14 protein-coding genes and 1 tRNA gene are annotated in these 22,333 nt (G+C 73.8%); 9 read left to right on the plus strand and 6 right to left on the minus strand.

Translation table 11 applies throughout. The features are described from left to right. Positions 1-132 precede the first annotated feature (132 nt). A complete protein-coding gene (locus SACTE_RS00805; protein ID WP_014044118.1) occupies positions 133-1,257 on the plus strand; it encodes an NAD(P)/FAD-dependent oxidoreductase in 1,125 nt (374 codons plus the stop codon). A gap of 253 nt (positions 1,258-1,510) precedes the next feature. Further along, complete coding sequence (locus tag SACTE_RS00810) at positions 1,511-1,945, plus strand: glutaredoxin domain-containing protein (protein ID WP_014044119.1); 435 nt, start codon at positions 1,511-1,513, stop codon at positions 1,943-1,945. Between the two features lie 468 nt (positions 1,946-2,413). Here SACTE_RS00810 and SACTE_RS00815 read toward each other — a convergent pair whose 3' ends face one another. Continuing rightward, positions 2,414-3,199, minus strand: a complete 786-nt coding sequence (locus tag SACTE_RS00815; RefSeq protein ID WP_014044121.1) for an SAM-dependent methyltransferase — start codon at positions 3,197-3,199, stop codon at positions 2,414-2,416. Between the two features lie 231 nt (positions 3,200-3,430). Here SACTE_RS00815 and SACTE_RS34220 point away from each other — a divergent pair. Continuing rightward, positions 3,431-3,549, plus strand: a tRNA-OTHER gene (locus SACTE_RS34220). A gap of 72 nt (positions 3,550-3,621) precedes the next feature. Here SACTE_RS34220 and SACTE_RS00820 read toward each other — a convergent pair. Then, positions 3,622-3,954 (minus strand): hypothetical protein, encoded by a 333-nt coding sequence (locus tag SACTE_RS00820; protein WP_014044122.1) that lies wholly within the window; start codon positions 3,952-3,954, stop codon positions 3,622-3,624. 501 nt (positions 3,955-4,455) lie between these two features. Between SACTE_RS00820 and SACTE_RS00825 the strand changes: the two genes are divergently transcribed. From SACTE_RS00825 to SACTE_RS00840, 4 genes are read left to right on the plus strand one after another with little or no spacing between them, the layout of a single operon-like run. Further along, positions 4,456-14,844 (plus strand): non-ribosomal peptide synthetase, encoded by a 10,389-nt coding sequence (locus tag SACTE_RS00825; protein WP_014044123.1) that lies wholly within the window; start codon positions 4,456-4,458, stop codon positions 14,842-14,844. After that, complete coding sequence (locus SACTE_RS00830) at positions 14,841-15,047, plus strand: MbtH family protein (RefSeq protein WP_014044124.1); 207 nt, start codon at positions 14,841-14,843, stop codon at positions 15,045-15,047. Before SACTE_RS00825 ends, SACTE_RS00830 begins: the two co-directional genes overlap by 4 nt. 41 nt (positions 15,048-15,088) lie before the next feature. Continuing rightward, a complete protein-coding gene (locus tag SACTE_RS00835; RefSeq protein WP_014044125.1) occupies positions 15,089-16,069 on the plus strand; it encodes a daunorubicin resistance protein DrrA family ABC transporter ATP-binding protein in 981 nt (326 codons plus the stop codon). Beyond that, positions 16,066-16,866, plus strand: a complete 801-nt coding sequence (locus tag SACTE_RS00840) for an ABC transporter permease (protein WP_014044126.1) — start codon at positions 16,066-16,068, stop codon at positions 16,864-16,866. The genes SACTE_RS00835 and SACTE_RS00840 overlap by 4 nt, the downstream gene beginning before the upstream one ends. A gap of 52 nt (positions 16,867-16,918) precedes the next feature. Here the strand turns inward: SACTE_RS00840 and SACTE_RS00845 are convergent, their stop codons facing one another. The 4 genes from SACTE_RS00845 to SACTE_RS00860 form a co-directional block, all read right to left on the minus strand. Further along, the gene (locus SACTE_RS00845; protein ID WP_014044127.1) at positions 16,919-17,887 is read right to left on the minus strand and encodes a hypothetical protein; all 969 of its coding nucleotides are present in this window, start codon (positions 17,885-17,887) and stop codon (positions 16,919-16,921) included. Continuing rightward, the gene (locus tag SACTE_RS00850; RefSeq protein ID WP_014044128.1) at positions 17,884-18,249 is read right to left on the minus strand and encodes a PadR family transcriptional regulator; all 366 of its coding nucleotides are present in this window, start codon (positions 18,247-18,249) and stop codon (positions 17,884-17,886) included. The genes SACTE_RS00845 and SACTE_RS00850 overlap by 4 nt, the downstream gene beginning before the upstream one ends. 186 nt (positions 18,250-18,435) lie before the next feature. After that, positions 18,436-18,855, minus strand: a complete 420-nt coding sequence (locus SACTE_RS00855; protein ID WP_014044129.1) for a DUF732 domain-containing protein — start codon at positions 18,853-18,855, stop codon at positions 18,436-18,438. A gap of 258 nt (positions 18,856-19,113) precedes the next feature. Further along, positions 19,114-20,232 (minus strand): erythromycin esterase family protein, encoded by a 1,119-nt coding sequence (locus SACTE_RS00860; protein ID WP_019992964.1) that lies wholly within the window; start codon positions 20,230-20,232, stop codon positions 19,114-19,116. Here SACTE_RS00860 and SACTE_RS00865 point away from each other — a divergent pair. Together SACTE_RS00865 and SACTE_RS00870 are read left to right on the plus strand one after the other, a co-directional pair. After that, complete coding sequence (locus SACTE_RS00865) at positions 20,213-20,863, plus strand: TioE family transcriptional regulator (protein ID WP_014044131.1); 651 nt, start codon at positions 20,213-20,215, stop codon at positions 20,861-20,863. The two genes, SACTE_RS00860 and SACTE_RS00865, sit on opposite strands and share 20 nt — an antisense overlap. Before the next feature lie 259 nt (positions 20,864-21,122). Further along, entirely contained in the window at positions 21,123-22,328 is a 1,206-nt protein-coding gene (locus tag SACTE_RS00870; RefSeq protein ID WP_014044132.1) for an AAA family ATPase, read from the plus strand. Positions 22,329-22,333 lie beyond the last annotated feature (5 nt).

Raw genomic sequence — 22,333 nt, forward strand, 5'->3', positions numbered from 1 at the left:
CATTCTGACACACGCCTGGAACGGCGTTCCAGCTTGACATCCCTGGAACGCCGTTCCAGTCTGGTGGTGGAACAACGTTCCAGACTCCTGCCGTGCGTTCTCCGGCGGGAGTGCGACACGAAAGGAACCACCATGACCACTGACGTCACGATCATCGGCGCCGGCCTCGGCGGGCTCATCCTGGCCCGCGTCCTCCACGTCCACGGCATCCGGGCGACGGTCTACGAGGCGGAGGCCTCCGCAACGGCGCGCGCACAGGGCGGGATGCTCGACATCCACGAGGAGAACGGCCAGCCGGCCCTGCGTGCGGCCGGCCTCATGGACGAGTTCCGCGGCCTCGTCCTGGAGGGCCGGGAGGCGACGCGCGTCCTCGCGACGGACGGGACCGTCCTCTTCGACGACGACAGCGCGCGTGGGCGCCCCGAGGTGCTGCGGGGTGAGCTGCGGCGGATCCTGCTCGAATCGCTCCCGGCCGGCACCGTCCGGTGGGGCCACAAGGTCAGCGGCGTCCGCGCCCTGGGCGGGGGCCGCCACGAGGTGACCTTCGCCGACGACTCCACGGTGGTCACGAGCCTGTTGGTCGGTGCGGACGGCGCGTGGTCACGGGTCCGGCCGCTCCTCTCCGACGCCGTACCGGAGTACACCGGCCGATCGTTCGTCGAGACCTACCTGCTCGACGGCGACACCCGGCATCCGGCAGCCGCGAAGGCGGTCGGCGGCGGGTCGCTGTTCGCGCTCGCGCCGGGCAAGGGGATCCAGGCCCACCGGGAGAGCGGCGGGACGCTGCACACCTATGTGGCACTCTCCGAGTCGCAGGACTGGTTCGCCGCCGTCGACTTCACCGATGCCGCCGCGGCCGCCACCCGGATCGCCCAGGAGTTCGACGGCTGGGCGCCGGAGCTGACCGCCCTGATCACGGACGGAGAGACCACACCGGTCCTGCGCCCCCTCCACGCCCTGCCGACCGGGCATCGGTGGGACCGGGTGCCGGGGGTGACCCTGCTCGGCGACGCCGCCCACCTCTCGGCACCGAACGGCGAAGGCGCCAACCTGGCCATGCTCGACGGCGCCGAACTCGGCAGGCTCATCGCCACGCACCCCGACGACATCGAGGCCGCGCTCACCGCGTACGAGGAGGCCATGTTCCCCCGCAGCGCGGAGGCCGCCACCGATGGCGCACAGCTCCACGAGCTCCTCTTCGGAGAGGACGCGCCCCACGGCCTGATCGCCGTGTTCACCGGCCACGAGCAGCCCTGAGCGCCCGGGCCTCCGCGGGCGGGAGCGGCGGCCGAACCGAGCGTGGGAAGGAAAGGCGGCACGGGCGGACGCAGGAGCCGGGTGGTCGACACCCGGAACGGAGCCGACGCCCGGAGGGAGGGAGAGCTCGGGAGCCGGCGAACACCCTCGGTGAGGCGGCGTTCCCGGAAGCGGGAAGCCGTCGTCATCACCCACGGGTCCATTCGCGGGGCACCGCCGCCGTCGCCTCGGTTCGTCGGTACCCTGGCCCACCATGACACGCGCGTGGATTCTGCCGATGCTGTCGGTGCTCTGCGGCTCAGCCGTAGCGGCCGGTCAGCTCCTTCGAGGGAGCCCGGTGGCAGCGGCGGCGCTTTTGCTGGTGTTCGTACTGCTCGCGGTCTGGAACTCACCGCTGATGTTCCCGAAGGCGATCGGTGCGCTGGAGGCACAACGCCGTAGCGCGGTCGACGGCCGACCGGTCGTCTTCTGGCGGGCCGGGTGCAAGTACTGCCTGCGGCTGCGCATCCGGTTGGGCCGTGGTGCCCGTCGGGCCCACTGGGTCGACATCTGGCGTGACCCGGCCGGTGCGGCGGTGGTGAGGGCGGCCACCGGCGGCGACGAGACCGTGCCGACCGTCGTCGTGGCGGGCGAGCCGCACGTCAACCCCGATTCCGCGTGGGTGCGTCAGCAGCTTCCCCCGGCGTGAAGGGTCGGGAGACCGCCCGAGCGGCCCGCCGACACCGGCGGGCGCCCCGCCCTCTACCTCCATCCGGCTCGGGGTTCCGATCCAGCTGCGCGCGGCCCACGACCCGGGCCTGTGGCAGTGGCCGGGCGGCAACACGGACCCCGGCGAGACGCCGTGGGACTGCGCGGTCCGCGAGGGCCTGGAGGAGACCGGCCTGCTCCTCGGCGTGCACTTCCTGACGGAGCGGACGGACTGGCCCGCCCTCAAGGTGGGACCGGTCCTCGACGGCGGCCGGGTCACCCGCGAGCGGATCGGCCGCACCGTCCTGCACCCTGGGGGGCCACAGCGAGGCCGCCGTGCGCTCCCTCCGGGAGTGGCAGAAAAACATGAGCCCCGGTTCCTTCGACCGCCTCGCCGCCGTGGCCGAGGCTCGACGCACCGGGGCCGCCTGTTACCTCCAGCAGACCGACCCGGCGTAGCCCGGCCCGTTCACGATTTGCGGGCCACGAGCCCCCACTGGTCGACGAGGGTGGGGTTCTCCTCGTCCGGCCGCCAGGACGGGATGGACACGAAGCCCGGCTCCAGCAGTTCCAGGCCCTCGGCGCATCCGGTGATCTCCTCGGGCTCACGCACCAGGTAGGGCGGGTTGTCCCCGGAGTCGTACGCTTCCTGCGCGGCGAGTGTCTGGGGAGTCTTCACCGTGTCGCAGAGCACCAGGTAACTGCCTGAGGGCATCCGGGCCATGTACTGCTGGACGACCCTGATCCCCTCGGACGGAACGAGATGCCCCAGGGTCGACAGCAGCAGGACGGCCACGGGCTGGGACAGGTCCAGGGTCTTGGCCGCTTCGTCCACGACGGCGTCCGTGTCGGACAGATCGCCGTCCACGTAGGCCGTCCTGCCCTCCGGGGTGCTGGTCAGCAGCGCCGCGGCGTGGACCAGGACGATGGGGTCGTTGTCGACGTAGACGATGCGGGCGTCCGGCGCGACGTTCTGGGCGACCTCGTGGGTGCTGTTCTCCACCGGCAGTCCGGTGCCCACGTCCAGGAACTGACGCACCCCCAGCCCGGCGAGATGACGCACCGCGCGGGCCTGGAACGCGCGTGACGCCTGCGCGAGTTCGGCGGTCTGCGGGTACGCGGCCGTCACCGCGTCGGCCAGCTCCCGGTCCACCGGATAGTTGTCCTTACCGCCCAGCCAGGCGTTCCAGACCCGCGCGGAGTGCGGAATGTCCGCCCGCACCTTCTTGCGGAACTCGGCATCGTCGACCGTCATCAGATACTCCTACTCGCCGTCGGGGCACGGTGGTTCGCGCCGTCGGGGACGCGCGCCCAGCATGACCGTACCCGCGGCGGCGGGGCGCCCGTCGGCGGGTCCCGTCCCGTCCGGCGCCCCTGGTCCACGAGGCACCGGCCCGTGTATCCCGCCCGTGGTGAGGAGCTCGCCCGGCACGGGACACCGGCCCTACCCTGGCGGAAGCGGGACCGCGCGGTACCCGCAGGCTGCGGGGCCGTGGCAGAGCGGCCCATTGCGATCGGTGCGGGCGAGGCCCCGCTCACGCCGACTGACGGGGAACGGGCGGGTCTGCCCCTCCCTGTCCGCGGGTTCGAATCCCGTCGGCCCCGCAGCCGACCTGCCTGCGCCGGACACCGCTCCGGTGCCCGGGAAGGGCAGCGGAGCGGCGGACCGGGGGCCGTTCAGGGACGGACGGTGCAGGCGGCGAGCAGGCAGAGGTTGAATCCCTGGGTGTTGCTCGGACCGCTGTGTCCCCACGGTCCGGAGTCACCGACCGTGCAGCGCGCCAGCAGGCAGAGATTCCCGCCCTGGATCCCGCGATAGCCACCCAGCGGTCCGGCGTCCCAACCGGTCGTGGGCCGGCTGTCCGTGCCGACGGTGCGTATCGACTCCCCTTGGCGGTGCGGTGTCTGAGGGGCGGTCGCCGCGCCCGCGCCGGGTGCGGCCGTCAGCAGCAGTGTGCCCGCGGCGGCGGACGCGACCGCCCAGCGCAGAGCGGTGGGGACAAGGTTCATGGCTTCTCCAGACAGTACGGAACAGAAAGGCGGACGAAGGTGGTTCGGTGCCGCGCCCCGCCCGGATGGGTGTCCGGCGCCGATGCGTCGACGAGTTGCCTGGTATGCGCCCGCGAAGCTCCTTCCGCGACAGAACCCTCGTGGCGTACGTCACATGACCAATCCGAGATACCCGTGCCTCCGAACGACTCATGTGAGAAGCCCGGATGAAGAGCCGATTGCCGGCCGGAGGGACGTGAGTGTGCGCGGGAGTGCCGACGAACGATGTTCGCGATCGCGACGCGCTGGTCGAAGGGCCGCCCCGCTGCGCCCACCGGCCGGTCGCGTACGCCGGTGTACGGACCGGTCCGCGGCCTCCGGACCGCGCCGCCTCCGGGCCGCGCGCCTCCGCGTGCCGCAAGCCTCCTCCCCCACCGGGCCCACCCGTCCTGTTCCGCCCTGCCTCCGGCACCGGCCCGACCGGCCGTTGCTCCCGCAGGTCTTCCACCGAGGTGAAATCGCGTGACCGACGCACCGCACAACGGGACCCCGCCGGACACCCTGCGTCTGACGTCCGCTCAGCGGGGGCTCTGGTTCGCCCAGCGACTCGATCCGGCGGACCCGTCCTACAACGTGGCGGAGTACGCCGATATCCGGGGACACCTGCGACCCGGTGCGCTACGCCGGGCGGTCGGCCACACCGTGGCCGAGACGGAGGCGCTGCGCAGTACCTTCGGTGAGCGGGACGGCGTCCCCTTCCAGCGCGTCCACGAGCGCGCCCACGTCGACGTGCCGCTGGTGGATCTGTCGGAACACGAGGATCCGCACACCGAGGCCGTGCGGCGTATGGAGCGGTTTCTGTCGGAGCCCGTGGATCTCGGCACCGGCCCGCTGGTCCGGATGACGCTCTACCGCCTCTCCGAGACCCACCACCTCTTCCACCAGCAGGTGCATCACCTGGCGCTCGACGGCTACGGTGCGGTGCTCACGCTCGCCCGGATCGCCGAGGTGTACACCGCCCTCTGCGACTCCCCCTCAGCCGCCCCGCCGTCGGGGCCCGTCGCCCCGCTCGCCGCCCTCGTAGCGGAGGAGGACGCCTACCGCGCCTCCCACCAGCACGACGCGGACCGTGCGTTCTGGACGGACCATCTCGCCGGGGCCCCGGCCCCCACCGCCCCGCCCGTGAGGACCGGGCCCGCCACGTACGGCGCCCGGTCCGTGCGGCGGGAGTTCACCGCCGAGGAGACCGCGCGGCTGCGGGCGGCGGCCAAGCGGGCCGGCACGGGCTGGCCGACGTTCTTCATGGCGGCCCTGGCGGTCTGTCAGCACCGGGACCGGGGGCTCGCGGAGGTCGTCCTCGGGCTGCCGGTCACCGGCCGGCGGACCGCCCTGGCACGGGCCACGCCCGGAATGCTCAGCAACGTGCTGCCGATGCGTCTCGCGGTCTCCCCCGCCGACCGGGTGGCCGACCTGGCCAAGCGTGCCTCCGCCGTGGCCCGTAAGGTCCTGCGGCACCAGCGCCACCCTTCGGAGAGCCTTCGCCACCAGCTCGGCCTGACGGGGAGCCGGACACCGCTGACCGGGCCGTCCGTCAACATCCTTGCCTTCGACGACACCCTCCGCTTCGGCCCCTGCCCCGCGACACTGCACAACCTCTCCATCGGCCCGGTCGAGGACCTGGCCGTGGCCGTCCACGCCTCCTACACCGGTGGCGGAATGCGTCTGGACCTGCTGGGCAACCCCGGCCTCCACACCCCTCAGGAGCTGACGGCCCAGCACGCGCGCCTGTGCCGCGTGATCGATGCCTTCGCCGACGACCCGTACCGCACCATCGGCTCGCTGCGCCTGGTCGGTGACGACGAGCACCACCGCGTCCTCGGCCTGGGCGCCACCCGGCCCCCGGCCGAACGGGACGGGGACTCACTTCTCCCGCTGCCCGAGCAACTCGCCCTCCAGGCGCGCGCCACTCCGGACAGGACCGCTGTGGTCTGCGCGGACGCCCGGCTCACCTTCGCCCAGCTCGACCGGCAGGTCGACGTGCTGGCCGGGGTGCTCGCCGCCCGCGGGGCACGGCCCGGCAGCAGGGTCGCCGTCGGCCTGCCCCGGTCCACCGATCTCGTCGTGGCGATGCTCGCGGTGATGCGGACGGGAGCCGCGTACCTCCCGCTCGATCCGTCCTACCCGGCCGACCGGCTGGCCTTCATGATCGAGGACTCCCGGCCGGTCGCGCTCGTCGCGACGGCTCGGTCCGCCCGGACGATGGACCCCGGGGCCACGGTGCGTCTGGTGGACCCGGCCGGGGCGGCGGCGGAGACGGAGCGGCGCGAACCGGTGCGGCCCGGGCCCGGGGACGCGGCGTACGTCATATACACGTCCGGTTCCACGGGGAGGCCCAAGGGCGTCGTGGTGGAACACCGCTCCCTGAGCAATCTGCTCGAACACCACCGTCACGAGGCCCACGCTCCGGCCGAGGCCGCTCTCGGCCGCCGGCTCCGGGTCGCGCTGAGCGCGGCCACCTCGTTCGACGCCTCCTGGGACCCGGTGCTGTGGATGGTCGCCGGCCATGAGCTGCACATCGTGGACGACGACGTGCGCAGGGACCCGCAGGCCCTGGTGGACTTCCTCGTCGAGCAGCGCATCGACGCCGTCGAGACGACCCCCACCTATCTGCGCCAGATGCTGACGGCGGGCCTGCTCACCGATCCCCGGCACCGCCCCCGGGTCATCGCGCTGGGCGGCGAGGCCGTGGACGACGCGCTGTGGGACGAGCTGGCCGACGATCCCGGGCTGCTGGTCTTCAACTACTACGGGCCGACGGAGACCACGGTCGACGCGGTGACCACCCGGGTCACCGGGGGCTCACCGGTCATCGGGCGGCCGGTCGCGGGCACGGGCGCCTACGTCCTGGACCCGTCGCTGCACCAGCTGCCGCAAGGCGCGGTCGGTGAGCTGTACCTCACCGGCGAGGGACTGGCCCGCGGCTACGCGGGCCGTCCGGGGCTGACCGCGGAACGCTTCATGCCGGACCCCTTCGGACGTCCCGGTGGCCGGATGTACCGGACCGGTGACCTCGCCCGGTGGAGCGAGGACGACACGCTGGAGTTCCTCGGCCGCAACGACCGGCAGATCAAGGTCCGGGGCTTCCGGGTGGAGACCGGCGAGATCGAGGCCTCTCTGCGTTCCCTGCCGGGGGTGGCGGACGCCGCGGTCGTCCTGGCCTCCCCCCAGGACGGGCCGGAGCGGCTGGCAGCCTATCTGGTGGCCGCGACTAAGGAGGCCGCGCCCGGTCACGCCGAGGTGCGGGACGCACTCGCGAAGGTGCTGCCCGGCCACATGGTCCCGGCCGCGTGGGCGACCGTGCCCCGCCTCCCGGTCACCCCCAACGGCAAGCTGGACACCGCCGGGCTCCCGGAGGCGGTACCCCTGGCTTCCGGCGGGGCCGAGCCGCGCACCCCGGAGGAGGCCCGGATGTGCGCGGTCTTCGCGGAGTGCCTGAGCCTGCCCCGGGCGGGCCGGGACGACGACTTCTTCCTGCTCGGCGGCCATTCGCTGCTGGCGATGCGGCTGATCGGCCGGATCCGGGGCGAGTTCGGCGCGGAGCTGCCGATCCGTGCGCTGTTCGCCTCGCCCACCCCGGCCGGGCTGGTGGCCGCGCTCGCCGAGGCGTCCCCGGCCCGCCCTGCCGTGGCCGAGGTGCGGCCGCGCCCGGACCCGCTGCCGCTCTCGTTCGGTCAGCGGCGGCTCTGGCTGCTTCAGACGCTGGGTGACACCGGCACCTCGTACCACCTGCCGGTGGCCCTGCGGCTGCGTGGCGCGCTCGACCGGGACGCGCTGGCGCACGCGCTGGCCGACCTGGTGGCACGCCATGAGAGCCTGCGCACGGTGGTGGGCGAGGGACCGGACGGGCCCGTTCAGCGCATTCTGCCCGCCGCGACGCGGCCGCCCCTGCGGGTGATGGGAGCGGCGGACCCGGTGCGGCCGGATCCCGCCCCCTTCGATCTGGGCCGGAATCTTCCACTGCGGATCCAGCTCTTCCCCGCCGGCCCCGAGGACCACCTGCTGGTTGTGACGCTGCATCACATAGCAGCTGACGGCTGGTCGATGGGACCACTGATGCGGGACCTGTCCACCGCCTACGCGGCCCGCCGCGCCGGTGAGGCCCCGGAGTGGACCGCCCTGCCGGTGCAGTACGCCGACTACGCCCTGTGGCAGCGCCGGCTGCTCGGCGACGTCGAGGATCCCGGCAGCCTCGCCGGACGCCAGCTCGCCCACTGGGCGGGCTCCCTGGCGGGGCTGCCCGAGGAGTCCGTGTTCCCGGCGGACCGGCCGCGTCCGGCCCGCCCCTCGGGACGAGGCGGAAGCGTGCCGGTACGGATCGGCGCCGCCGACCACCGTGCGCTGGTCCGGCTCGCGGGCGACTGCGGGGCCAGCGGGTTCATGGTGCTGCACGCGGCGCTGGCCGCGTTGATGTCACGCCTGGGAGCGGGCCCCGACATGGCGATCGGCACCCCGGTGGCGGGCCGGACCGACGAGGCCCTCACCGATCTGGTCGGCTTCTTCGTCAACACCCTCGTGCTGCGGACCGACACGTCCGGCGCACCGGACTTCCGTGAGCTGGTACGGCGGGTGGCACGGGACGACCTCGCCGCCTACGCCCACCAGGACCTCCCCTTCGAGCGGATCGTCGAGGAGTTGGCCCCGGCCAGGTCGCTGTCCCGCCATCCCCTCTTCCAGGTGATGCTCAGCCTCAACAACACCCCTCCGCCGGAGGCCGCGTTCGACGGCCTGAGCGTCCGTCACGAGCCGTCCGTGGGGCGGAGCGGTGCCAAGTTCGACCTGACCTGGGATCTGGTCGAGCACCACGACGACCGGGGCGCTCCGGCCGGGATCCGCGGTGAGCTGGAGTTCAGCGAGGACCTCTTCGACCGGGGTACGGCCGAGCGTTTCTGCGAGCACTTCTGCCGGCTGCTGTCCGCCCTGCTCGCCGATCCGGACCGGCCGGTGGCGGACGCCGGGTTCCTGACTCCCGAGCAGCGCGCCGCCGCCCTGGACGAGCTCCCTCGCGCTACCGCCAGGCCGCTCACCGGCGCCTCGTCGGCACGGCCGGGCGGGCCCGACGGGGAGTGGACCGTGGTGGACGTCCTGGAGACCCGTGCCGCCGTCCAGCCGGGCCGTACCGCCGTGGTGGCACCGGACGGCCGTCTCCCCTTCGGGGAGTTGCTCGCCCTCGGCCACCGGCTGGCCGCCGCGCTCGCGGAGGCCGGGATCGGCCGGGGCGACCGGGTGGCGGTGGCGCTGCCGCGTACCTCGCTGCACATCGTGGCCCTGCTCGGCGTACTGCGCGCCGGTGCGGTGTACGTCCCGCTCGACCCGTCGCACCCGCGCGCCCGCAACCAGCTGATCCTGGACACCGCCTCCCCCCGCCTGGTGCTGGCCACCGCCGGGACCCGTGCGGCGCTGCCCGGCACGGCGGACGTGCTGCTCCTGGACGGGGACGCGCCGTGGCGCGACGCCCGCGGGCCGCTGCCTGCCCCGCCGCGCGGCCGGGACGCCGCCTATGTGCTGTACACCTCCGGCTCCACCGGGGTGCCCAAGGGTGTCGTCGTGGAGCACCGGTCTCTGGCCAATCTGCTGTCCGGTCACCGGGAGCGGCTGATGGAGCCCGCGGAGACGGGCAACAACGGCCTTCCGCTGCGGGTCGCGCTCACCGCGGCGATGACGTTCGACGCGTCGTGGGACCCGCTGCTCTGGATGGTCGCGGGACACGAACTGCACCTGGTGGACGACGCGACGCGCCGCGACCCTGAGGCACTCACCGCGCTGCTGCACGAGCGGGCGATCGACGTCGTCGAGACCACCCCGTCCTTCGTGGAACAGCTGCGCTCCTGTGGGCTGTTCGCCCCCGGGCGGCCGCGCCCCCGGGTCCTGGCCCTCGGCGGGGAAGCGGTCAACGACGCGCTGTGGAGGGAGCTCTCCGCACTGAACGACGTCACGGTGTGGAACCTCTACGGGCCCACCGAGACGACCGTCGACAGTGTGATGGGCCGGATCGTGCCGGGCTCCCGGCCGCACCTGGGCCACCCCGTCAACGGCACCCGCGCCCGGGTGCTCGACGCGCGTCTCCAGCCGGTCGCCCCGGGCGCCGTCGGCGAACTGCACCTGGCAGGACCGGGCTTGGCCCGTGGCTACGAGAACCGGCCGGCCGCGACCGCCGCCCGCTTCCTGCCCGACCCGTACGGCGCCCCGGGCGCCCGGATGTACCGCACCGGTGACCTGGTGCGGCGGAAGGAGGGGCGGCTGGAGTACGTGGGGCGGGCCGACGGGCAGATCAAGGTGCGGGGCTTCCGGGTGGAGACCGGCGAGATCGAGACCGTGCTGGCCGACCACCCGGACGTCGCGCAGTCGGCGGTCGCCGTGCGCCACGGGGCCACGGGTGAGGGGCGGCTCGTCGGCTGGGTGGTCCCCGCCGACGGCCGCGAGCCCGCCGTCCGCGCGCTCCGCGCCTTCGTCGCCGACCGGCTGCCCGCCCACATGGTGCCGGGCACGATCGTCCCGGTCGCGGCGCTGCCGCTGACGTCCCACGGAAAGGTGGACCTGGCTGCTCTGCCGCTGCCGCCCAAGGACGCGTCCGGGGCGGCGCTCGACGATCCGCCCCGCTCCGCGCCCGAGGAGATCCTGTGCGCCCTGTTCGCGGAGAGCCTGGGCCACGAGCAGGTCTCCCGCGCCGACGACTTCTTCGAACTCGGCGGCCACTCGCTGCTGGCGACCCGGCTGGTGGGGCGGATCCGTTCCGCGTTCGGCGTCGAGCTGCCGGTGCGGGCCCTCTTCGAGTCCACCACCCCGGCCGCGTTGGCCGAGCGGCTGGGCGAGGCGGCTGCGGCGCGGCCCGCGCTGCGCCGGGCCGTCCGGCCGGACCGGCCGCCGCTCTCACCGGCGCAGCGGCGCCTGTGGTTCCTCAACGAGCTGGACCCGGGGACGGCGGCGTACCACATCTCGTTCGCCGTACGGCTGCGTGGCGCCCTGGACCACCGTGCGCTGCGCCTCGCGCTCGGCGACGTACTGGCCCGGCACGAGAGCCTGCGGACGCTGATCAAGGAGAGTGACGGGGAGCCGTATCAGGCCGTGCCGGCTTCCGGTGACGCGCGCGTCACGCTGCCCCTCACGCCGGTGGACGACGCGTCCCTGGACGCGGCGCTGCGGGACTCGGCGGCGCTCCCGTTCGACCTGGCGCGGGAGGTGCCGCTGCGCGCGGCGCTGTTCCGCACCGCCGACGACCGGCACACCCTGTTGGTGACGGTGCATCACATCGCGGCCGACGGCTGGTCGATGGGTCCGCTGGCCCAGGACCTGGCCGGCGCGTACGCGGCCCGGACGGCCGGGCGGACCCCGAGCTGGACGCCGCTGCCCGTCCAGTACGCGGACTACACGCTCTGGCAGAAGGACCTGCTGGGCTCCACCGAGGACCCCGCCTCGCTGGCGACCGGCCAACTGGCCTACTGGCAGGCCGCGCTGGCGGGCGCTCCCGAGGAGACGCCGCTGCCCCGGGACCGGCCCCGGCCGACCGCCTCCAGTGGCCGAGGCGGCATCGTCGCACTGCCTCTGACCGAGGAGACCACCGCGGACCTGGCCCGCCTGGCGAGGTCGTCGGCCACCAGCACCTTCATGGTGCTGCACAGTGCGCTGGCCGCTCTGCTGCACCGGATCGGCGGTGGCGCGGACGTCGTCGTCGGCACACCGGTGGCCGGGCGCACGGACGAGGCGCTGGACCCCCTCGTCGGCTTCTTCGTGAACACGCTCGCCCTGCGCACCGAGGTGCGTGCCGAGGAGCCCTTCGACGGTCTGCTGGCCCGGGTAAGGGAGACCGACCTGGCCGCGTACGCCCACCAGGAGCTGCCCTTCGAACGGCTCGTGGAGGCGGTCCGGCCGACCCGCTCGCCGGCCCGTCACCCGCTCTTCCAGGTCATGCTCGGCCTGAACAACCACCGCCCGCCGCAGCTCGACCTGCCGGGGCTGCACGCCCGGGTGGAGGGTGTCGACACCGGGAGCGCGAAGTTCGATCTGTCCTTCTCCTTCACCGAGCGGCCCGGCCCCCGGGGCGGCGAGGCGGCACTCGAAGGCACGCTGGAGTTCAGCCGTGACCTGTTCGACACCGGCACGGCGGAGCGGATCGCCGAGTGGTTCGGCCGTCTCGTCGCGCACGCGGTGCGCGAGCCCGGTACCCGGGTGTCGGACCTGCCGCTGATCGGTGCCGAGGAGCGCGGGCGGCTGCTGGCGCTCGGCGACGGCGGCGGCCTCGGGCCGGAGCCCGCCGGTGTGCTGGAACGGTTCGCCCGGACCGTCGCCGCCGCGCGCAGCGGCGACATCGCGGTCACGGCCCCGGACGGCAGCGTGTCCTTCGCGGAACTCGACGAGCGCTCCGACCGGATCGCCGCTCTCCTCGAAGACGCGGGTGTCGGCGCCGGTGAGCCGGTGGCCGTGCTGCTGCCGAGGAGCGTCGACTCGATCGCGGCGCTGCTCGGCGTGCTGAAGGCCGGAGCGGTCTACGCGCCGCTCGACGACTCCCTGCCGCAGGGCCGGATCGACGCCGTGCTGGCGGACGCCCGCCCCGGCGCGGTCCTGACCGCCGATGCGACCGCCGCCCGGGTGCCGGACGGGTACCGCCGGCTGGATCTCGGCGCGGCTCCCACCGCCCGGCTGCCCGAGGGGACGGCCCGGCCCGGTGCCGGTAGCCCCGCCTACCTGCTGCACACCTCGGGTTCGACCGGCCGCCCCAAGGGGGTGCTCGTCGGGCACGGCTCACTGGCCCGGCTGCTGGACCACCACCGCCGCCGGCTCTTCGGCCCGGCGGTGCGGGAGACCGGGAGGTCCCGGCTCCAGGTCGCCCTGACGGCCTCCCTGTCCTTCGACGCGGCCTGGGACCCGGTGCTCTGGATGATCGACGGGCACCGGCTCCATGTGCTCGACGACCTCACCCGGCGCGACCCGGAGGCGCTGGCCGAGGCCGTGCGCACGCGCGGTCTCGACGTCCTGGAGTCCACCCCCACCCACGTCCGCCAGCTCCTGGATGCGGGCCTGTTCGCCTCGCCCGCCGACGCACCGGCCGTCCTGGTCCTGGGCGGCGAGGCCGTACCGCCCTCGCTGTGGAGCGCCTTGCGGGAGCAGGCCGGCGTGCGGTGCCTGAACTTCTACGGGCCGACCGAGGCGACGGTCGACACCCTGACGGCCGATGTCCGGGACTTCACGCGTCCGGTGCTCGGCACGCCTGTCGGTGGCACCCGCGCCTACCTGCTGGACGCGCGGCTGCGGCCGGTGCCGGTCGGGGTGACCGGTGACCTGTACCTGGCCGGGGACAGTCCCGCGCTCGGCTACCACGGCCGGCCGGCCGAGACCGCGCGCGTCTTCCTCCCCGATCCTTACGGCCCGGCCGGGGCGCGGATGTACCGCACCGGCGACCGGGCGGTGCGCGTGGCGGACGGTGCCCTGGAGTTCGCCGGGCGCGCCGACGGCCAGGTGAAGGTGCGCGGCTTCCGGGTCGAGCCCGACGAGATCACGGCCGTCCTGGAGTCCCACCCCGATGTCGTCCACGCGGCGGTGGTGACCCGCGGGGACGGCCCCGTGGGAGCCTCACTCGCGGCCTACGTGGTGACGCGCCCGCCCTACGGGGCCACCGATCCGGACGGACGGACCGCGGCTCTGCTCGCCGCGCTGCGCGACCACGTGGCGGCGCACCTGCCCGCTTACATGGTGCCGTCCGGGTGGCTGGCGGTGGACGGGATACCGCTCACACCGAGCGGGAAGCTCGACCGGGCGGCCCTGCCCGAGCCTTTGCCGGTGGTCTCGGTGGCCGGTGCCGGGCGCAGTCCGCGCAATCCCCGCGAGGACGTGCTGTGCACCCTGTTCGCGGAGGTGCTGGGCGTCGACAAGGTGCTGATCGACGACGACTTCTTCGCCCTGGGCGGCCACTCCCTGCTGGCCACCCGGCTCATCGGCCGTATCCGGGCCACGCTCGGCGTGGACGCCAGCATCCGCAGCCTGTTCGAGGCCCCGACCGTGGCGGCGCTGGCGGAACGGCTCCTCGACGGGGTGCGGGACGACCCGCTGGCGACGCTGTTGCCGCTGCGCACCACCGGCAGCCGGCCGCCGCTGTTCTGTGTGCACCCGGCGGGCGGACTGGCCTGGGTGTACGGCGGTCTGCTCCCGCATCTGGACGACGACCAGCCGGTGTACGGGTTGCAGACGCCGAACCTGGACGGCACGGCGCCGTTCCCGGACAGCATCGAGGACATGGCCGCGCTCTACGTGGCCGAGCTGCGGCGCGTGCAGCCGCACGGGCCGTACCACCTCTTCGGCTGGTCCTTCGGCGGCAACGTCGTCCAGGAGGCGGCCGTCCAGCTCCAGGAGGCGGGCGAGCGGGTGGCCCTTCTGACGATCCTGGACGCCTTCCCCCTCGCCCCGCTGGACGACCTGGACAGCGCCGGCCGCGACACCGTGTTCCGGGCACTGCTGGACAACCTGGGAGTCGGCGGCGAGGCCCTGGCGGGGGCGGAGAAGGTCGAAGCGGCCTCCGTACGGGAGGAGTTCCGCCGCGTCGGCAGTCCGCTCGGCTCGCTGGAACCGGCCACCATCGACGTGATGGTGGACAACTTCGCCGGTCAGGCCCGGCTGATGCGGGCCTACACCCCGCGCACGTTCCACGGTCCGGTGCTGTTCTTCACCGCCACCGAGGGCCGTTCGCGCGACACCTTCCCGCTCGGTCTGTGGGCCCCGTACATCGAGGGACACATCGAGAACCACGACGTGGCGTGCGCGCACGCCCAGATGATGAGCCCCGCCGCGCGGGAGCAGATCGGCACCACCGTGTCGGCCGCCCTGCGCGCCACCCATCACATCGCACAAGGAGATCTCTCATGACCAATCCGTTCGACGACCCGCGGACCGAGCACCGTGTCCTGGTCAACGACGAGGGACAGCACGCGCTGTGGCCGTCGTTCGCCGCCGTACCGGCCGGCTGGGAGGAGGTGTTCGGCCCGGCCGGACACGGTGCCTGCCTGGAGTACGTCGAGTCGAACTGGACCGACATCACGCCCAGGAGCGCCCGCGTGCGTGCCGCCTGAGCACCACCGGCCCGCCCCTACGAACGCCAGGAGAGGCACCCATGAGCAAGCCGCAGTCCGGCCCGGCCATACGCGCCGAAGGGCTCACCAAGAGATTCGGGAGCAAGCGGGCGCTGGCGGGCGTGGACCTCGAAGCGGCCCCCGGCACCGTGCTGGGCGTCCTCGGGCCCAACGGTGCGGGCAAGACCACCACGGTGCGCGTCCTCACGACGCTGCTGCGCCCGGACGGCGGACGGGCCTGGATGGCCGGGCACGACGTGCTGGCGGACCCCGAGGGCGTACGCCGCGACCTGGGTCTCTCCGGCCAGTACGCGGCGGTCGACGAGAAGCTCACCGGCCGGGAGAACCTCTACCTGGTCGCCCGGCTCTACGGCCTCGGGCGGCGTGCCGCGCGCGTCCGTGCCGGGGAGCTGCTGGCCGGGTTCGACCTGGAGGAGGCGGCGGACCGGCCGAGTGGCACCTATTCGGGCGGGATGCGCCGACGGCTCGATCTGGCCGGTGCACTGGTGGCGCGGCCTCCCGTCGTCGTCCTGGACGAGCCCACCACCGGGCTCGATCCCCGCGGCCGGGCGGATACCTGGCGTGCCGTCAGGGAGCTGGTGGCCCAGGGCACGACGGTGCTGCTGACGACCCAGTACCTGGAGGAGGCGGACCAGTTGGCCGACTCCGTCGTCGTCATCGAGCACGGCAGGGTGGTCGCCCACGGCTCCGCGTCCGAGCTCAAGGCCCGGGTCGGCGGCGAGCGTCTCTCGCTGACGGTCGCGCAGACGTGGGCGCGTCCGGCCGCCGCCGACATCCTGTCCTCCCTCGGCGCCCACCGCCCCGAACTGGAGCCGCGGACCGGGCGTTTCACGGTGACGACGGACCACGGCGCCCAGACCCTGGAATACGCCCTGGGCTGTCTGCGGCTGGCGGACATCGCGGTGCGGGACGTCGTGCTGGCACAGCCGACCCTCGACGACGCCTTCCTCGCCCTCACGGGGCAGCCGGCCTCGGCCGGCGCCCAGGGAGGTGGCCGGTGATCGCCGTCCGGCGGCTGGGACGCGACTCCTCCCTCATCGCCTGGCGCAATCTGCTCAACCTGCGCCGCACCCCCGGCTCCGTCATCGCGGCCTTGGTGCAGCCGGTGATGTTCGTCCTGCTGCTGGCCTACGTCTTCGGCGGGAGCCTCGGCGGGGCCGGGTACCGGACGTTCCTGATGGGCGGGATCTTCGCCCAGGCCGTCACCTTCAACGCGGCGTTCACCGCGCTGGGCCTGGCCGGCGACATGGACAAGGGGATCGTCGACCGCTTCCGGTCGCTGCCGATGCCCGCGATGGCCGTACTTTTGGGCCGGACGTTGTCCGACCTGACGATGAGTGCGGTGACCCTCGCCGTCACCTCGCTGTGCGGGCTGCTGGTGGGCTGGCGGATCGCCGGGTCCCCTGCGGACGCACTGCTCGCCTACGCGCTGATCCTGCTGTTCGCCTTCGCCATGTCCTGGGTCGGCGCGGCGATCGGACTGCTGGCCCGCAGCGTCGAGGTGGCGCAGAGCGCGGGGCTGATCTGGCTGTTCCCCGTCACGTTCGTCTCCTCGGCGTTCGTGTCGACACAGACCATGCCGGGTCCGCTGCGCACGGTGGCGGAGTGGAATCCCGTCTCCGCCACCGCGACCGCGGTGCGGCAGCTCTTCGCCAACCCGCCACCGGGCGGTGTCCCTGCGGGCGACGCGTGGCCGGTCGTGCACGCGCTGCCGTACGCGGTGTTCTGCGCGTGCCTGATCACCGGGGCGTTCATGCTGCTCGCGCTCGGGCGGTTCCGCCGGATCACCCTCGGCTGACGCCCGTGTTGGTGCGCGGGCTCTCTTCGCCCCTCGTCGTCCCGGACGCGGTTCATGAGGCCCGGGTGCGCTCACGGGTGGCACGCAGCCGCAGGGCGAGACGGATGAGGAGGGCGGCCAGGCCGGTGAGGAAGCCGGCCTTCCCGATCAGCATCCCCGCGTCGTAGGGGACGGATGCCAGCAGCCCGTACTCGTACACCAGGGCGCACGCGGCGGCGACCACCACCGTCGCGACGGCCCCTCCGTGACGGGACCGGGCCAGTCCGAGAGCGGCCGGAAAGGCCAGGACGAGCGGGGCGAACTGCAGGAGGACGCGTACCGGTTCCGGACGGGCGGACTCCACGGCCCCCGGGCCCGCGACCGCCTGGAAGACGGTGGTCGAGGCCACCAGCAGGGGCACCCCGAGTGCGAGGGCGGTCAGCGTGGCGTTGCGACGGGCGCGCGGCGCGGTCGGCGGCAGGTCCGGCGGGGCGGCCAGCACCGCCGTGGCGGCCGCCGCGAGACCGAGCACCGTCGGCAGGTTCTGCGACAGCCCCTCCCGGCCGCCCGACCAGAGGGCGAGCGGCACGGACAGAGCGGCACCGGCCAGGGCCGCGGCGGCGCCGATCCGGGCCCATGCCCAGCGGCCCGCGATCAGGCATCCGAGCACCGCGAGCCAGGGGGCGTACGCGAGCGGTGTGTAGGTGCGCTCGCCGTCCCATGCCTGCGGTTCGAGCGGCCACACCACCAGCAGCGCGGCCGAGAGCGAGGCCGCCACGGCGACGACGTACGGGGCCAGCCCGGCCAGCGCTCGCCCCGTCGGCCTTGCCGAGTCCAGGCCCGTACGCATGCGCAGCGCGTGTCCGGCGACGGCTGCCGTCTCGCGCCGTGCGCCCCATCCGCCCTCGGCGTCGGCGATGTCCGCCAGGGTCGCGGCTATCTCCGCGCCGTGCTGTCGGCGGTAGGCCGTCGGGTACAGCCGCACCACGCCGCCCGGCCGGGGCGAGCGGCCCTCGGCGGACTCGGACCTGTTCCCCGTCATGCGCCCGCTCCGTCCTGTGCGGGGCGGAGCGTCGAGCCCGGACGGCCCAGCCCGATGCGGCGCTCGGCCTCCCGTACGGTCGTCCGCAGCCGGTCCGCCTCGGCGGCGAGCACCTCGTACCCGGCGTCCGTCAGCGCGTACGTACGGCGCAGCCTGCTGTCGACGACCTCTTCCCGTTCGACCTTCACGATCCCCTGCCCCAGCAGGCGGTCCAGGGCTCCGTAGAGCGTGCCCGCCCTCAGGCGCACCCGGCCGCCGGATATGGCGGCGACCTCCTGGATCAGGGCGTATCCGTGCCGCGGTGCGTCGGCGAGAGCGGTGATGAGGAGTAACGTCGGCTCCTGCAGGGGGCGTTCAGTCATGAGCGGCACTATATACCGGCGATCGGTATATGCAGCTGACATGGAGCCGCCGCGGGCAGACCACCGTGAGCGGCCCGGCCGGGGTCACGACGCGACGCGTCGCTCGCACCCCGGCCGCCGTGGCCGAGATCATCCGCGGCGGGACCGGACCGTCCGGTCCGTCGGCGGACGCGTACCCGACAGCACTCAGAAGTCGGGGCACAGGTGCGCGAGCGCCGCCGCGTTGATCCTCGCGGCGGTCGTCTCCGCACGGCCCTCGGGGTGCTTCGGGCTGGTGAACCGCTGACGGGCCTGGTCCACCTGCTTCTCCTCGTCGTCGGGCCAGTTGTGGATGGTCTGGCACTGGCTCCTGCCTCGACTGACCGCCTTCTCCGCCTCTCCGTGGGCGATGTCCTTGTCGATCGAGTCGAGCGCCGCGACGAACGCGGCCTCCTGTTCCGGCGTGGTGTCGGGCAGCCCGGTCGCCGCGCGGGCCTCGGCGAGCTGTTCCTCGCTGAGGGTGGCCGGGCCGCCCGGCTCGCCGTCCGGGGTCTCGCTGCCGCAGGCGGTGAGGGCGGTGAGGAGCAGGACGGCCGCGACGACGGCCGTGGTGGTGCGGGTGTGCATGAAGTACCCCAAGAGCGTGGTGTGTTGAGAGGTCCATCATGTGCGGCCGACCGGGAGCCTCGTGCGGATGTGGCTGTCCTGTGACCTGGGAAGGGCTCCCCCGGCCGACGCGCGACCCAGATCCGGGCCGGACGGTCGAGTCGCCGGGCCGGCCAGGGCCGGTGTCGCGGCGCGGACGTCCCGAGGGCACGGCCGTCCCCTGTGCCGCACCCCCGGGCGCCGGGCGACAAGAGGGCTCTCCTCCGGATCGGGCCGGGCTCACCCGGCGGCCCGGCTCCGCGGGACGTCCTGGACGAACACGAGGCCGTCACTGTCTGCGAGGTGGGCCGGGTCGAGTGGGGCGTAGCCGTACCAGGGGGACACCCGGTGTGCGAGCCGCTTGCCGCCGAGGGCGGCGGCCAGCCGCGAGGCGTCGACGAGGCAGCGGTCCCCCGGGAGCGCGTACAGGTGTCCTTCGACGGTGTCCGGCTGCGGAGTGTCCACTCCTTCGTGCCGGATCGTGCCCAGGGCGGTGCCCACGAAGGCGTACTCGTCGCCCAGCCGGGCGCTCACCAGCGCACCGGCGCCCCACCACTCCAGCGGCACCCCGCCCATCCGCATGGTGCTCTTCTCCCGCTGGAGATGGGAGTTGTGCGCATGGACGAGTGCCGGGCCCCGGGCGGCGACCGCGAGGAGGTTGTGGGCCATCATCTGGTCCCGCACAGTCACCAGCCGGGTCATCCGGGCCGGCGAGGTGTCGGCCATCCCGTGGTGGTAGCGCAGCAGACCGGTCGCGGTGCGCGCGTGCAGGCATGCCCGGTCCCGGTCCTCCTGCGGGGTCGCCGTGATCAGGTGCGGCGTCCAGGCGTCGAGCAGCGCCACCAGGTCGTCGGTGAGCAGCCGCAGTCGAGCGGCTTCGGCCGACCGGCCTACGGACCGGGCCGGATCGGTCATCGCGGCGGGTTGGGTCCACCGGTCGTCGGCGCCGAGCAGACGGTCCAGCGTTTCCCCGGTGCAGGGGAGCAGGTCCGCGTCCACCCAGGCGGAAAGGTAGTCGTGGAGTGCGGTGAGGGCCTGCCTGGGGCTCTCGGCGCCGGTGATCTCCAGCGGGCCGTCGAAACCGGCGAATCGGAGCCGCTCGGAGGCGGGTCGGCCCTCGTTGTGGGCACGCATCCAGCTCACGAGCTCGCGGTTGGCCGCGAGGGCTCCCCAGCCGTGGCTGAATCCATGGGCCATGACCTCGTCGAGGGTGCCCGTGCCCGAGGTGACGTAGGCGTCCACGGCCAGGCCCTTCACGCAGTCGCTCTCGATCGCGATCGTGCGGTAGCCCTCCTGCTCGACGAGCTGCCGGAAGAGCTCGTTGCGCAGGTCGAGCAGCGTGTCCTGGCCATGGGGCATCCTTCCGGCCGCCGGTCGCACACCCCACGGGTACCGCACCTACACCCCGCTGCACGCGCAGGCCCTGGCGGCGTTCCTCGCGTTGGTGCCAGGCCACGGCCACCGGACGGCGACGTCGGTCATGCGGGCCGTGAACCAGGGCGCGGCCGACGAGGCGTTCCGTCTGATCGACGAGAGCCATGCCCAGCTGCTGGAGGACCGGCTGACGCTCCGAGCCGTGGAGAACGCCCTGCGCGACCTGGAGTCCGCCGATACGTCCGGGCCCGACGCGGTCGCCTCCGGGCCCGGCGGTACGTTCATCGGCCCGCTGGCAGGCAGGCTCGGGATCCGGCCGGCGACGCTGCGCGCCTGGGAGCGTGCGGGGCTGGTGCGCCCGCGCCGCGACCGGCTGACCGGCTACCGCGTCTACGACGAGGCCGACGTGCGGGACGCCCGGCTGGCCCACCAGCTCAGACGTGGTGGCTACCTGCTGGAGCAGATCGCCCCGCTGATCACCCAGGTGCGGGCGGCGGGCGGCCTGGAGCCGCTGGAGGCCACTCTGTCCGACTGGCACGGCCAACTCTCCGCCCGTGGGCGGGCGATGCTCACCGGGGCCGCGGAGCTGGAGGCGTACCTCCGTGAGCGCGGCTGAGACGTCGGACGAGGGGGTGGGGCGTATCCGGTCCCCGGCCCGCCGCGGGATCCGGTCGCGCGCGGGCACGGGTTCCGTGCGCCGATCGAGGGCTCTGGGGCTGTCCGGCCTCCACGTAACCTTGCTCGGGCACAGGACCGTTCTCCGGGAGGCGGCCCGGCGTGACCGCTGCCCCCTGGCTGCCCGTCACTTCGACGTGGCCGTTGGGGGGGCGCCCCGTCGCCGGGTCGGCAGGGCGTCGCAGGTAGGGAGTTGGCTCATGGGGGCACAGGGCGCGGGCGCGCAGGACACGGCCGAGAGGCTGCGGGCGATCGTCGGTGAGTTGTCGGACCGCTTCTACGAGCGGGCCGACGTGGTGCGGACGCTGGTGGTGACGTTGCTGGCCGGGCAGCATTCGCTGGTGCTCGGCCCGCCCGGGACGGCGAAGTCCGAGATGGCCCGGGATCTCACGAGCCGGGTGGAGGGGGCGTCCTACTGGGAGATACTCCTGTCCAAGTTCACCGCGCCGACGAGGATGTTCGGCCCCATCGACGTCGCCGCGCTGGCCCGGGGCGAATACCGTCAGGTCTACGACGGCCGCGCCACGACCGCGCACGTCGCGTTCATCGACGAGATCTTCAAGTGCTCCACGGCCGCGCTGAACGAGACGTTGGGATACCTCAACGAGCGGATCTACCACCCCGAGAGCGGCGGCGAGCCGATCCACTGCCCTCTGATCGGGGCCATCACGGCCAGCAACGAACTGCCCGGCGGGGAGGACACGGCCGCGATCTACGACCGGCTGCTGGTGCGGATCGAGGTCGGGTACCTGGCGGACCCCTCGAACTTCGCCGCGCTCGTACGCTCCGCCGTCAGCCGCCCGGCGGCGCCCGCACGCACCACCGTGGAGCTGGCCGCGTTGCAGCAGGCCGTGACCGAGGCCGTCCCGGCCGTGGAAGTCCCCGATGCGATCGTGGACGCGGTGTGCACGCTGCGGGCCGCACTGCGCCGCAAGGAACTCGTCGCCTCCGACCGCCGCTGGCGCCAGTCGGTGAGCCTGCTCCAGGCGTCCGCTTACCTCGACGGCCGCCCGGCCGTCGCCGAGACCGACCTGTCGATGCTCACCCACGTCCTGTGGGACTCCCCCGCCGAACGCCCGGCCGTCGAGCGCGAGGTGCTGCATCTGGTCAACCCCGACGCCAAGGAGGCGCTCGACCTGGGCGACGCCATCGAGGAGTTGGAGACCCAGCTCGACGCCATGGCCGGTCAGTCCCGTGAGGCGCTGAGCGAGTGGGTCATCAAGAAGGCCCACAACAAGCTCGCCATGGCGGGGAAGCGGCTGGAGAGGCTGCGCGAGGAGGCGGCGACCGCCGGCCGCTCCACCGCCGCCATCGACCGGGTCACCGGTCGCCAGCGCGCCGTCCGCGCCCGCGTCCTGACCGAGGCCCTCGGCGTGGACGCGAGCATGGTCCAGGCCCAGCTCTGACCACC

It is taken from the genome of Streptomyces sp. SirexAA-E (assembly GCF_000177195.2).
Classification (GTDB): Bacteria; Actinomycetota; Actinomycetes; order Streptomycetales; family Streptomycetaceae; genus Streptomyces; species Streptomyces flavovirens.

What these genes read in the sequence shown, in the direction of transcription:
- SACTE_RS00805 (WP_014044118.1), top strand. Translation starts at nt 133, where the DNA reads ATGACCACTGACGTCACGATCATCGGCGCCGGCCTCGGCGGGCTCATC.
- SACTE_RS00810 (WP_014044119.1), top strand. Translation starts at nt 1,511, where the DNA reads ATGACACGCGCGTGGATTCTGCCGATGCTGTCGGTGCTCTGCGGCTCA.
- SACTE_RS00815 (WP_014044121.1), bottom strand. Translation starts at nt 3,199, where the DNA reads ATGACGGTCGACGATGCCGAGTTCCGCAAGAAGGTGCGGGCGGACATT.
- SACTE_RS00820 (WP_014044122.1), bottom strand. Translation starts at nt 3,954, where the DNA reads ATGAACCTTGTCCCCACCGCTCTGCGCTGGGCGGTCGCGTCCGCCGCC.
- SACTE_RS00830 (WP_014044124.1), top strand. Translation starts at nt 14,841, where the DNA reads ATGACCAATCCGTTCGACGACCCGCGGACCGAGCACCGTGTCCTGGTC.
- SACTE_RS00835 (WP_014044125.1), top strand. Translation starts at nt 15,089, where the DNA reads ATGAGCAAGCCGCAGTCCGGCCCGGCCATACGCGCCGAAGGGCTCACC.
- SACTE_RS00845 (WP_014044127.1), bottom strand. Translation starts at nt 17,887, where the DNA reads ATGACGGGGAACAGGTCCGAGTCCGCCGAGGGCCGCTCGCCCCGGCCG.
- SACTE_RS00850 (WP_014044128.1), bottom strand. Translation starts at nt 18,249, where the DNA reads ATGACTGAACGCCCCCTGCAGGAGCCGACGTTACTCCTCATCACCGCT.
- SACTE_RS00855 (WP_014044129.1), bottom strand. Translation starts at nt 18,855, where the DNA reads ATGCACACCCGCACCACCACGGCCGTCGTCGCGGCCGTCCTGCTCCTC.
- SACTE_RS00860 (WP_019992964.1), bottom strand. Translation starts at nt 20,232, where the DNA reads ATGCCCCATGGCCAGGACACGCTGCTCGACCTGCGCAACGAGCTCTTC.
- SACTE_RS00870 (WP_014044132.1), top strand. Translation starts at nt 21,123, where the DNA reads ATGGGGGCACAGGGCGCGGGCGCGCAGGACACGGCCGAGAGGCTGCGG.